Annotated in this window: 10 protein-coding genes; 4 read left to right on the forward strand and 6 right to left on the reverse strand. The window is 54.4% G+C overall.

Going from position 1 to position 12,633, the window contains the following annotated elements:
* Window positions 1–33: 33 nt before the first annotated feature.
* From PGQ95_RS22505 to clpS, 3 genes are all read right to left on the reverse strand, one after another.
* Window positions 34–513: a hypothetical protein gene (locus PGQ95_RS22505; RefSeq protein ID WP_087859966.1), complete on the reverse strand. Its 480-nt coding sequence runs from the start codon at window positions 511–513 to the stop codon at window positions 34–36.
* A gap of 99 nt (window positions 514–612) precedes the next feature.
* Window positions 613–2,892 carry an ATP-dependent Clp protease ATP-binding subunit ClpA gene (gene clpA, locus PGQ95_RS22510; protein WP_015367493.1) on the reverse strand — a complete coding sequence of 760 codons (2,280 nt, stop codon included), beginning with the start codon at window positions 2,890–2,892 and terminating at the stop codon, window positions 613–615.
* A gap of 30 nt (window positions 2,893–2,922) precedes the next feature.
* On the reverse strand, window positions 2,923–3,240 hold the full coding sequence (clpS, locus tag PGQ95_RS22515; RefSeq protein WP_015367494.1) for an ATP-dependent Clp protease adapter ClpS: 318 nt from the start codon (window positions 3,238–3,240) through the stop codon (window positions 2,923–2,925).
* 325 nt (window positions 3,241–3,565) lie between these two features.
* Here clpS and cspD point away from each other — a divergent pair, with 325 nt between their 5' ends.
* Window positions 3,566–3,787 (forward strand): cold shock-like protein CspD, encoded by a 222-nt coding sequence (cspD, locus tag PGQ95_RS22520; RefSeq protein ID WP_015367495.1) that lies wholly within the window; start codon window positions 3,566–3,568, stop codon window positions 3,785–3,787.
* Between the two features lie 68 nt (window positions 3,788–3,855).
* On the opposite strand, the gene macB is transcribed toward cspD, so the two are convergent.
* The 3 genes from macB to PGQ95_RS22535 form a co-directional block, all read right to left on the reverse strand.
* Window positions 3,856–5,802, reverse strand: coding sequence for a macrolide ABC transporter ATP-binding protein/permease MacB (macB, locus tag PGQ95_RS22525; protein WP_213317966.1), 1,947 nt, complete (start codon window positions 5,800–5,802; stop codon window positions 3,856–3,858).
* Complete coding sequence (gene macA / locus PGQ95_RS22530) at window positions 5,799–6,914, reverse strand: macrolide transporter subunit MacA (protein ID WP_045396263.1); 1,116 nt, start codon at window positions 6,912–6,914, stop codon at window positions 5,799–5,801. Before macA ends, macB begins: the two co-directional genes overlap by 4 nt.
* Window positions 6,915–7,064: 150 nt before the next feature.
* The gene (locus PGQ95_RS22535; RefSeq protein WP_087859969.1) at window positions 7,065–8,723 is read right to left on the reverse strand and encodes an ATP-dependent endonuclease; all 1,659 of its coding nucleotides are present in this window, start codon (window positions 8,721–8,723) and stop codon (window positions 7,065–7,067) included.
* Window positions 8,724–9,118: 395 nt separating this feature from the next.
* On the opposite strand from PGQ95_RS22535, the gene aqpZ reads away from it, so the two are divergent.
* The 3 genes from aqpZ (at window position 9,119) to hcp (ending at window position 12,628) form a co-directional block, all read left to right on the forward strand.
* Window positions 9,119–9,814 carry an aquaporin Z gene (gene aqpZ, locus PGQ95_RS22540; RefSeq protein WP_015367500.1) on the forward strand — a complete coding sequence of 232 codons (696 nt, stop codon included), beginning with the start codon at window positions 9,119–9,121 and terminating at the stop codon, window positions 9,812–9,814.
* A 117-nt stretch (window positions 9,815–9,931) separates the two neighbouring features.
* Entirely contained in the window at window positions 9,932–10,831 is a 900-nt protein-coding gene (locus PGQ95_RS22545; RefSeq protein WP_047065549.1) for a lysine exporter LysO family protein, read from the forward strand.
* A 144-nt stretch (window positions 10,832–10,975) separates the two neighbouring features.
* Complete coding sequence (gene hcp, locus PGQ95_RS22550; protein WP_087859971.1) at window positions 10,976–12,628, forward strand: hydroxylamine reductase; 1,653 nt, start codon at window positions 10,976–10,978, stop codon at window positions 12,626–12,628.
* Window positions 12,629–12,633 lie beyond the last annotated feature (5 nt).

Below are 12,633 nucleotides of genomic sequence, written 5' to 3' on the forward strand. Positions count from 1 at the left end.
CCCGGTCTTTTCATTTCCGCTTCCCGCGCTGATTTACTCTGTCATCTCTTTATCTATCGGCAGGGTATTATTTAGCGCTTCTTTCGGCACATGAGCGCTCAATTTGTCGATACCAATAAGCTCTGAAGCGAAGCCGGAATAAACCATTAAACCATAATCGGTAGTAATGGTTTTCTCAGTCATATAATTTTGCGACTGACTCGTGGTGGTAATTTTCTTTCCCTTCTCCGTTTTCACCAACATCCCAGCGCCTTTGATTAGCAAGGCACATTGCGGGATTTGCTCCTCTAACCGTTTTTCCTCGGGGATATCAATGGTGTATGTGCTCACATACTTACCTGATCCGGTGGGGAAAAACGCCTTATAGGTTGGCCCCCCGGCAGCCTTAACCAGATAGAAGGGATTTTCAGCGCCGCTAAACCGATAACTTCCTGTCATATCCGGACATTGCGCCTGAGCGGCAATGGAGAACAGCGCCAGCGAGGCGCAGAGCAAAAATTTGCCGGGTTTCATGGTTCATCCTTGTGATTTTATCCGTCCCGTCCCACGCTAATAAAAAAAGACCGGGCTGTCACCAGTCCGGTCTTTATCATTGAACAATTCAGAATTTATTTAATGCGCCGCTTCCGGTTTGTGCTTTTGCGCGCTGTGGAAGCCGTAGGTCAGCACGTTGTTGGCTTTATCCAACTCAACGGTGACCTGGCCGCCGTCCACCAGCGAACCAAACAGCAGCTCATTCGCCAACGGTTTCTTCAGGTTGTCCTGAATCACCCGCGCCATTGGACGCGCGCCCATTGCCCGGTCATATCCCTTCTCTGCCAGCCAGTCACGCGCTTCCTGGCTCACTTCCAGCGACACGCCTTTCTGATCCAGCTGTACCTGCAGCTCGACGATAAACTTATCGACCACCTGATGGATCACGGTCGTAGAGAGGTGATCGAACCAGATGATATTGTCGAGACGGTTACGGAACTCCGGCGTAAAGATCTTTTTGATCTCTTCCATCGCATCGGTGCTGTTATCCTGCTGGATAAGACCAATCGATTTACGCTCGGTTTCACGCACCCCGGCGTTGGTGGTCATCACCAGCACCACGTTGCGGAAGTCCGCTTTACGGCCGTTGTTATCGGTCAGCGTACCGTTATCCATTACCTGCAGCAGGATATTGAAGACATCCGGATGCGCTTTTTCGATCTCATCAAGCAGCAGCACCGCGTGCGGATGTTTGATAACCGCATCGGTCAACAGCCCGCCCTGATCGAAACCAACGTATCCCGGAGGCGCGCCAATCAAGCGGCTAACGGTATGACGTTCCATATACTCGGACATATCAAAGCGCAGCAGCTCAATGCCCAGCGCTTTCGCCAGCTGCACGGTGACTTCGGTTTTCCCAACCCCGGTCGGCCCGGCAAACAGGAAAGACCCAACCGGCTTATGCTCATGTCCAAGCCCGGCACGCGCCATCTTGATAGCTTCAGTCAGCGCTTCAATCGCTTTATCCTGACCGAAGACCAACATTTTCAGACGGTCGCCAAGGTTTTTCAGCGTATCGCGATCGCTGCGGGAGACGCTCTTCTCCGGAATACGCGCAATGCGCGCAACCACAGATTCGATATCCGCCACATTGACCGTTTTCTTGCGCTTACTGACCGGCATCAGCCGCGCCCGCGCCCCCGCTTCGTCGATCACGTCAATCGCCTTATCCGGCAGATGACGATCGTTGATGTATTTCACCGCCAGCTCGACCGCCGCACGTACCGCTTTGGCGGTATAACGCACATCGTGGTGCGCTTCGTATTTCGGTTTCAGGCCGTTGATGATCTGCACCGTCTCTTCGACAGAAGGCTCGGTCACGTCGATTTTCTGGAAACGACGCGCCAGCGCGCGATCTTTTTCAAAAATGTTGCTGAACTCCTGGTAGGTCGTGGAGCCAATCACCCTGATCTTGCCGCCGGAAAGCAGCGGTTTAATCAGGTTAGCCGCATCAACCTGACCGCCGGAGGCCGCGCCTGCGCCGATGATAGTATGGATCTCATCGATAAACAGGATGCTATTGGTATCCTGCTCAAGCTGTTTCAGCAGCGCTTTAAAGCGTTTTTCAAAATCGCCGCGATATTTGGTGCCCGCCAGCAGCGAACCGATATCCAGCGAGTAAATGGTGCAATCCGCCATCACTTCCGGTACGTCGCCCTGGACGATACGCCAGGCGAGCCCTTCCGCAATCGCGGTCTTGCCGACGCCGGACTCACCCACCAGCAGCGGGTTGTTTTTACGGCGGCGACACAATACCTGAATAGCACGCTCCAGCTCTTTATCACGGCCGATCAGCGGATCGATGCCGCCCACGCGCGCAAGCTGGTTGAGATTGGTGGTGAAGTTTTCCATACGATCCTCCCCGCCTGCTTGCTCTTCGTTACCCGGCTGGCTCGCGTTATTTTCCGAAGGCTGGCTGGGCTCGTCTTTGCGCGTGCCGTGAGAGATGAAATTCACCACATCAAGGCGGCTGACTTCATGTTTACGCAGCAGATAGGCGGCCTGCGACTCCTGCTCGCTGAAAATCGCGACCAGGACGTTGGCGCCGGTGACTTCGCTGCGACCGGAGGATTGGACGTGAAAAACCGCACGCTGCAGCACGCGCTGAAAACTTAGCGTCGGCTGGGTGTCTCGCTCTTCTTCCGTAGCCGGAAGGACGGGAGTGGTCTGTTCGATGAAGGCTTCAAGTTCCTGACGCAAAGCGACCAGGTCCACGGAACAGGCTTCCAGCGCTTCGCGTGCCGAGGGGTTGCTGAGCAAAGCCAGCAACAAGTGCTCGACGGTCATAAATTCATGACGGTGCTCGCGCGCTCTGGCGAAAGCCATGTTTAAACTGAGTTCCAGTTCTTGATTGAGCATAGGCACCTCCCCCAATTTTCATGCCTGTAATCAGGCTTTCTCTAGCGTACACAGCAATGGATGCTCGTTCTCCTTGGCGTACTGGTTCACCATAGCGACTTTGGTTTCCGCAACTTCGGCGGTAAAAACGCCGCAAATCGCCTTACCTTCATAGTGAACCGTGAGCATCAGTTGCGTTGCACGTTCTACATCATAAGAAAAGAATTTTTGTAACACGTCAATAACAAACTCCATTGGAGTGTAGTCATCATTGACTAATATCACTTTATACATAGATGGTGGTTTAAGCGCATCACGAACTTCATCTTCTACCAGTTGATCGAAGTCCAGCCAATCTCTCTTACTCATCGTCAATGTTCGTCATCGGTTGCTGTTGCCAACAGGCCGCGGCCTGTCGATGATCTGAGGTTATGCACGTTACAAATCTACAATAGATCATAGATAACTATCATCTATTGCTTCCATCCGCGACGCCTGTCACATTCCCCAGCAATAGCGTTAACTGCTTCGAATTTTGACGCATTTTTCACCGTCCACCCTCGTCAATTGCTTGACGCATTTCCGTATTTCTCTAAATTGTACTGGCGAGAGTTGGCGAGCAATTGTACAACTCGTAACTCCCCTACCGGTTCATTCCATCTTACTTATAAAGATTTACGAAGGATGTCGAAGTATGGAAATGGGTACTGTTAAGTGGTTCAACAATGCCAAAGGGTTCGGTTTTATTTGCCCTGAGGGCGGCGGCGAAGACATTTTCGCCCATTACTCCACCATCCAGATGGATGGTTACAGAACGCTAAAAGCCGGGCAATCCGTTCGGTTTGATGTTCACCAGGGGCCGAAAGGCAATCACGCCAGCGTGATTGTTCCTGTGGAAGCAGAAACGGCTGCATAACTCTTTTGCTTCATTGTGTACATCCTGCTAATAAAATGCCAGTCCTTCTGACTGGCATTTTTATCTCCTTACTCACGCGCCAACGCATCAACCGGGTCTAATCGCGCGGCATTACGCGCCGGCAACCAGCCAAACAGCACTCCGGTTAACGTCGAACACAAAAATGCGGTCAACAGCGCCAGCGGCGAAAAACCGATTTCCCAACCGGGTAAGAACAGTTGCAAAATGAACGCGATCATCAACGACAAACTCACGCCGATGGCGCCGCCCACCAGACAAACCAGCACCGCTTCAATAAGAAACTGCTGCAGAACATCCCGGGCCCGGGCGCCAACCGCCATTCTGATGCCGATTTCACGGGTGCGCTCCGTGACTGACACCAGCATGATATTCATCACCCCAATTCCGCCGACGACCAGCGCGATCACCGCCACCAGGGTCAGGAACAGCTGTAAAGTATGTGTGGTCCTTTCCGCCGTTTTCAAGACACTGTCCATATTCCAGGTGAAAACATCTTTTTTGCCATGGCGGAGCTCCAGCAACCGCACCAGCTGCTGCTCAGCGGTGGCGCTATCGTAGCCCTCCTGCACGCGGACGGTTATCGAGTTAAGCCACGATTGCCCCATCACCCGCCCGGCCATCGTGGAATAGGGCAGCCAGACGCGGAGGATTTTGCTGCTGCCGAACATCGATTGTTTCTCATCGGCCACGCCGACAATCGTCGCCGGCATATTACCGACCAAAATCACCTCGCCAACCACTTTCGCCTTGTGGGGGAATAGCTGGCGACGGGCATTGCTATCCAGCACCACCACCTGCGCCCGGCTATTCAGCTGCAGCTCATTGAACGTATTTCCCTCGCTGAACGTCATGCCATAAACATTGAAATATTGCGCGCCAACGCCTTCGGCGCTGGCGGCCACATCGATGTTATTAGCGCGCAGGCGCAGGCTTTTCGATACCGCCGGCGTCGCGGAGCTCACCCATGGTTGTTTTTGAATCGCCAGCAGATCGTCATATTTTAACGCCTGCTGATAACGCGGATCGTCATCGCCAAAATCTTTACCGGGATAAACATCAATGGTATTGGTGCCGATGGCGCGAATATCGGCTAAAACCAACTGTTTCGCGGCATCGCCGACGACCACGATAGAGACGACCGAAGCGATACCAATAATGATGCCAAGCATAGTTAACAGCGTGCGCATTTTATTCGCCGCCATCGCCCGCCAGGCCATCACCAGCGCCTCACGAAAACCACTGCTGAACTGACGCCAGATGGTAGGCTCCGCGCGGTCTTCGGCGCGAAGCACGCCGCCTTTTTCCAGCGATGACGGCGGTGGGTTACGCACAATTTCACCGTCGCGCAGTTCGATAATTCTTTCCGCCTGCGCCGCGACCTGCGGGTCGTGCGTGACGATAATCACCGTATGCCCTTGCGCCTTAAGCTGATGCAGGATGGCCATGACCTCTTCACCTGAGTGGCTATCCAGCGCCCCGGTCGGTTCATCGGCAAGGATCACCTCGCCGCCGTTCATCAGGGCGCGGGCGATACTCACGCGCTGCTGCTGCCCGCCGGATAGCTGCGACGGGAAGTATTCCGCCCGCTCGCCCAAACCTAATCGGGTGAGTAAATCCCGCGCCCGTTCAAGGCGAATCCGGCGCTCTTTGCCGGCATAGATAGCAGGTACCTCGACGTTTTGCGCCGCCGTCAGGTGCGATAACAGATGGTAACGCTGGAAAATAAAGCCAAAGTGCTCACGGCGTAGCCTGGCCAGTTCATCGCCGCTCAGATGCGACACATCGACCCCGGCAACCTGATAGGTACCGCTGGTGGGTTTATCAAGGCAGCCAAGGATGTTCATCAGCGTTGATTTGCCGGAACCTGAAGCCCCAACGATCGCCACCATTTCCCCGGCGGCAATACTGAGGGTGATGCCCTTTAGGACTTCAACCTCACCGTCGCCCGAGGGGTAACTGCGGCGAATATCACGCAGTTCGAGCAGCGCCGTCATTTTGCCGCTCCGGGCGTGCTTTCGCTGATAATGACCTCATCACCCTCTTCCAGCCCTTTCGCCACCGCCACATCGGTATCGTTACGCGCACCGATAACGATTTCACGCTCTTTCACTTCCCCGTTGCGCAGCAAGCGCACGTTGTAGCGGTTATCGCCGATGGCGTCGCCCAGCGCGCTGAGCGGAATAGTAATCACGTTTTTCACTTCCGCCAGCTGGATATGCACCTGCGCCGTCATTTCAAGACGCAGGATCCCCTGCGGGTTGGGAACTTCAAACCGCGCATAATAAAATATGGCATCATTGACCTTTTCCGGCGTCGGCAGAATATCCTTCAGCGTACCTTCGTAACGGGTCAGAGGGTCGCCGAGTACCGTAAACCAGGCCTTTTGCCCCGGCTTAAGATGGATCACGTCCGCTTCCGAAACCTGCGCTTTGACCAGCATGGTACTGAGGTCCGCCAGCGTCAGGATGTTTGGCGCCTGCTGAGCGGCAATCACCGTCTGTCCCTGCAGGGTAGTGATTTGCGTCACTTCGCCGGACATCGGCGCCAGGATACGCGTATAGTCGAGGTTGGTTTTCGCGGTGTCGAGGGTCGCCTGGTTGCGTTTAATCTGCGCCTCGATGGTGCCGATTTGCGCCTCTTTCACCGCCACATCGGTGGCGGCGGTATCCAGATCCTGGCGTGAGACCAGTTGGCGCTGCGCCAACTGCTGCTGGCGCGCTAAGGTTACCTGCGCGAGCTTACGTTCGGCCTGCGCCTGTTTTAACTGAGCGCGCAGCTCCATGAGCGTCGCTTCGACTTCTTTAATCTGGTTTTCAGCCTGCTCCGGGTCGATAACTCCCAGCAGCTGGTCCTTCTGTACTTTATCGCCAATATTGACGCGCAGCGTCTTCAACTGGCCGCTGACCTGCGCGCCGACGTCGACTTTACGCAGCGCATCTAACTTGCCCGTCGCCAGAACGCTCTGCTGCAGGTCGCTTTTGCGCGCCACCAGCGTTTGATACTGCGGCAACGGCGCGTTAAGAATGCGCCATCCCCAAATGGCCGCTATCACTACCACTAACGCCAACAGCCACCAGACTTTCCTGCGTTTTCCATTCAATGTCATAAAAAATTCCTGATCTTTTCCCCGCAGCTCGGACGATGATTCTAACGGAAGCAGCGGCGAACAGAAGCCAGAATTTTAGCAATGCTTAATGTTTATTGATGTTCGGCTGCGGCGAGTCTTGCGTAACATGGCACGGTTTTCGCCGCTGGCCTAATCAGCGCGCCCGCGCGCCAGCCACAGCACGCGGGAAAACATCTTTTTCAGTAACGTCGGGACGGCGTCGATTCCCCGCCGCCCGGCCTCCATTGCGACCTCTATCGCCAGATCGGGTTTCGATGAACGATGTATGGCTTTGGTGATCACTCGGCGCATGTTCATCGGCATATTATCCGGGATCTGCGCCACCCGATGGTAAACATCATCGAACCCCTGACGATACATAAAGTGTTCCATGTCCATCGCCGGAAGCATGGTTAAGTGTACGCGTTCCAGTTCGTTATCATTGTTGAGTAGTCCGCGCACCGTAGCGGCGTACTTCTTTCCTGCCTCATCGCCGTCAACCAGCACATGCCATTCAATCCCCATCCGGCGGGCAAATTTAATCAGCGGCTTGAGCCCGGATTGGGCGAATTCAATCACCTTCACCCCTTCAGCGTCGAAATGATGCCCGCACTGGCGCGCCAGTTCGTTGATAACCCAGGTTTCCGTTTCGCCTTCCACCAGCAACCAGCAGCGGGCAAACAGCGATGACGCGCGGTTGAAGCGAATGTGAAACGCAATGCGACGGCTATCTTCCGCATTCATCCCGCCGGGACCGAGCCGCCACGCCGAGACGCGGGACGATTCACGCACCAGCCGACACACCTGCTCAACCGGCGTCAACGACAAAAGTTCGCCGGAATTGGTTGTAGTGACTCTCTGCAGCGGCAGGAGATTCAGTAAATGCCAGGCGACCGAAAGCATGATCGGATGCAACCGCGTTTCTGGATCTTCAATCAGCAGCAGCGGCCGCGCATCGCGATCGAGGCGGACGGTCCCTTTCGCCTGCAATAAAGTGGAGAACAACCCAAGTAAGATCACCCGATGACTGCGTCCGCCGGGTTTATCAATCATTCGGTTAATAATATCGAGATAGCGCCAGCTGCGTTGTTCATCATGAGAACGTCGGCGCATCAGGCGATTGCGGCTTTGCGCGCTGCTCTGCTCGGCGAAGTAATGTTCTAGCAGTTGCACCATCGCCGACAGCCCTTCGCGGATTTGCCCATCGGTGAGATTTTGCGGATGATTGACCAGTTCGCGGGAGAGAAAATCCAGCTGCCGGGCGGTAATCTCAATTTGCGGCGAATGCGGCACGGTTCCGTTGTGAATTCGGCGCATAAAGCGGGCGTCGCGCAGGCGCAATACCGGCATTAAGCGCACCAGATGGCGCGCCAGATCGTCGATATCTTGCATCTCCAGCGCCTCTCCCTGGCAGTTAATAAAACTACGCAGGGTCATCACGCTGCCGTCGTCCGCCAGCTCCCCCTCAAGGCGATAGAAAATGCGCTGATAACCGTCATCACAGGGCACCCAGCAATCGCTAAGCGGTCGAAAACGGCGCACGCGATGGCGCCCGGGTTCATTTTCGCGGAAAGTTAAAATGATATGCAGATGATGCTCCCGCCCCTGAATATCGCCGGGGGGAAACCAGAAGTCATCGCGTACGAAATGGTACAGGTCAAACTCAGGCGATAAAAGCAGCGTCAGAGCGTCCAGCAGGCTGGATTTACCCCATGCGTTTTCGCCGATTAGCACATTGTTTTGCTCGAGCATCAACGATAAACGGTTGATACCGCGAAATCCGACGATCTCTACACGCTCAAGATGCATATCCCCTCCGCCTGGCCCACATTCTCCTTCAGTAATCAGTAGTATAGCGAGGCGCAGACAACATGGCACCCCCTGCTTCCCGCACCGACAATTGAACTCAGAAGCAAATGAGTTTGTAAGGTATCAGCTCTTGATTTCATATAATTAATAAATTAATTCATCTTCGGTAGTAGTTTATTTTTCAGCGTTGTGTTCTACACTTGCATAAATCATGCATGGTGAAAGGAAAATCATCTCATTGCTCTAAATCAAATTACATCAATTTATTTAACTAGTCCGAGGGTGGCGTTCGTCCCTAGAATAGCGACGCTTTATTTTTATCGTCATCCTTTGCGTCGATAAATAAAGACCGGCACGTCATAACGTGTTCGTTTACATTATTATTTGAGGTGGTTATGTTCAGAAAATTAGCAGCAGAGTGCTTTGGCACATTCTGGCTTGTATTCGGCGGCTGCGGCAGCGCAGTGCTGGCAGCGGCTTTCCCGGAATTGGGAATTGGTTTTGCCGGCGTCGCCCTGGCCTTCGGTTTAACCGTATTAACCATGGCTTTTGCCGTAGGTCATATTTCCGGCGGGCACTTTAACCCAGCGGTCACTTTAGGCCTGTGGGCTGGCGGTCGTTTCCCGGCTAAAGACGTAATTGGTTATATTATCGCCCAGGTTGTCGGCGGTATTATTGCCGCCGCGGTGCTGTACGTCGTCGCCAGCGGTAAAGCCGGTTTCGACGCTGCCGCGAGCGGCTTCGCTTCAAACGGTTTCGGCGAACACTCTCCGGGTGGCTACTCCATGCTGTCCGCTATCGTTATCGAAATCGTGCTGACCTGCGGATTCCTGCTGGTTATTCACGGTGCGACCGATAAAAACGCCCCGGCGGGCTTTGCGCCGATCGCCATCGGCCTGGCGCTGACCCTCATTCACCTGATTAGCATTCCGGTCACCAACACCTCCGTAAACCCGGCGCGTAGCACCGCGGTCGCTATCTTCCAGGGCGGCTGGGCGCTGCAACAGCTGTGGCTGTTCTGGGTGATGCCAATCATCGGCGGTATCCTCGGCGGCGTGCTGTACCGCACCCTGCTCGAAAAACGCGACTAACCCTCGCAAGAAGCCCGGCGACGCCGGGCTTTTTCTTTTTGTCGACAGCTTTACTCGGCCTGGCGAATTGGGTAGTGTCAGTGGCGCTATTCTTATTTTGCAAGGACCTTGCCGTTCATGTTTTCGGGACTATTAATCATTCTGCTGCCGTTGATTGTCGGCTACCTTATTCCTCTGCGTCACCCTTCCGCACTGAAACTGATTACCCGGCTGCTTAGCTGGATTGTTTACGTTATCCTCTTTTTCATGGGGATTAGCCTTGCCTTCCTCGATAATCTCAGCAGCAATCTGTTATCAATACTGCATTACTCCGCGGTCAGCATTGTGGTTATTATTCTGTGCAATATTGCAGCACTGCTATGGCTGGATAAAAAAATGCCGTGGCGAGTCAAGCATCGTCCGGAAAAATTACCCTCGCGCCTGGCGATGGCTCTCGAGTCACTACAGCTGCTTGGCGTAGTGCTAATTGGTTTCCTTCTGGGATTAAGCGGCCTCTCTTTTTTACAGCATGCGACTGAAGCCAGCGAATATACTTTAATTTTCTTATTATTCCTCATCGGTATTCAGCTACGTAATAATGGAATGACTTTACGCCAAATTGTGCTTAATCGCCGCGGAATGATTGTCGCGGTGGTGGTCGCGGCCAGCTCATTATTTGGCGGAGTGATTAATGCCCTTATTCTTGGTCTGCCCATTAAAACCGGTCTGGCGATGGCATCCGGCTTCGGCTGGTACTCTCTTTCCGGAATTCTAATGACCGAATCCTACGGCCCGGTCATTGGCAGCGCGACATTCTTTAACGATCTGGCCCGCGAACTGCTGGCGATAATGTTAATCCCCGGCATGGTAATGCGCAGCCGCTCTACCGCGCTTGGGCTGTGCGGCGCAACCTCGATGGACTTTACTCTGCCGGTGCTACAGCGCTCCGGCGGCGTGGAAATCGTGCCTGCAGCCATCGTCCACGGTTTTATCCTCAGCCTGCTGGTGCCGGTGCTGATGGCGTTCTTCTCAGCCTGATCCCCCTATGGCGGTAGGCTCCCTACCGCCAAAATTGCGCTAAATCAATCTCCCTTTAAGTTGTGTCAGAAATACCTTTTCTCCATACGGCGACAGGCATAACCTTAAACATGTATCTAAAATATAACTTTAAAAGGTGTGATCATGTTTTGTGTGCAATGTGAACAAACTATCCGTACGCCGGCAGGAAATGGCTGTTCTTACGCGCAGGGTATGTGCGGTAAAACCGCTGAAACCTCCGATTTACAGGATCTGCTGATTGCTTCGCTGCAGGGCCTATCCGCATGGGCCGTTAAGGCACGTGAATACGGCATCATCGATCATGAGGTGGATAATTTCGCCCCGCGGGCGTTCTTCTCTACTCTAACCAACGTGAACTTCGACTCGCCGCGTATCGTCGGCTACGCCCGTCAGGCCATCGCGATGCGCGAGGCGCTGAAAGCGCAATGCCTGAATATTGATGCCAAGGCTTCGGTCGACAGCCCGGTAGCCGATCTGCAGCTGGTTAGCGATGATCTGGGCGAGCTGCAACGTCAGGCGGCGGACTATACGCCAAATAAAGACAAGGCCGCGATCGGTGAGAATATCCTCGGCCTGCGCCTGCTGTGCCTGTACGGTCTGAAAGGCGCCGCGGCCTATATGGAACACGCGCACGTGCTCGGTCAGTACGACAACGACATTTACGCCCAGTACCATAAAATCATGGCGTGGCTGGGTACCTGGCCTGCCGATATGAACGCTCTGCTGGAATGTTCGATGGAAATCGGCCAGATGAACTTCAAAGTGATGAGCATCCTCGACGCCGGTGAAACCACGAAATATGGCCACCCGACGCCGACCCAGGTCAACGTTAAAGCGACCGAAGGTAAGTGCATCCTGATCTCCGGGCACGATCTGAAAGATCTGTATAACCTGTTAGAGCAGACTGAAGGCACCGGCGTTAACGTCTATACCCACGGTGAAATGTTACCGGCTCACGGTTACCCGGAGCTGCGTAAGTTTAAACATCTGATCGGTAACTACGGCAGCGGTTGGCAAAACCAGCAGGTTGAATTCGCCCGCTTCCCGGGGCCCATCGTGATGACCTCGAACTGCATCATCGACCCAACCGTCGGCGCCTACGACGACCGCATCTGGACTCGCAGCATCGTCGGCTGGCCGGGCGTCAATCATCTGGAAGGCGAAGATTTCTCCCCGGTTATCACCCAGGCGCAGCAAATGGCCGGCTTCCCGTATAGCGAAATCCCGCATCTGATCACCGTCGGTTTCGGCCGCCAGACGCTGCTCGGCGCGGCGGATACGCTGATTGATCTGGTCAGCCGTGAAAAACTGCGCCACATCTTCCTCGTCGGCGGCTGTGACGGCGCGCGCGGCGAACGTAACTACTTCACTGATTTCGCTACCAGCGTACCGGACGACTGCCTGATTTTGACTCTCGCATGCGGTAAATACCGCTTCAACAAACTGGATTTCGGCGATATCGAAGGCCTGCCGCGTCTGGTCGACGCCGGTCAGTGTAACGATGCCTACTCGGCGATTATTCTCGCAGTAACGCTGGCGGAAAAACTGGGCTGTGGCGTAAACGATCTGCCGCTGTCGTTGGTGCTCTCCTGGTTCGAACAAAAAGCCATCGTCATCCTGCTGACGCTGCTGTCGCTCGGGGTGAAAAACATCGTCACCGGCCCGACCGCGCCTGGCTTCTTCACGCCGGACCTGCTGGCTGTCCTCAACGAGAAGTTCGGTCTGCGTTCCGTCACTACCGTAGAACAAGATATGCAGCAGTTGCTGAGCGCATAAGGAGT

The sequence above is a fragment of the Klebsiella sp. 141240 genome, from assembly GCF_050600805.1.
GTDB lineage: Bacteria > Pseudomonadota > Gammaproteobacteria > Enterobacterales > Enterobacteriaceae > Klebsiella > Klebsiella aerogenes.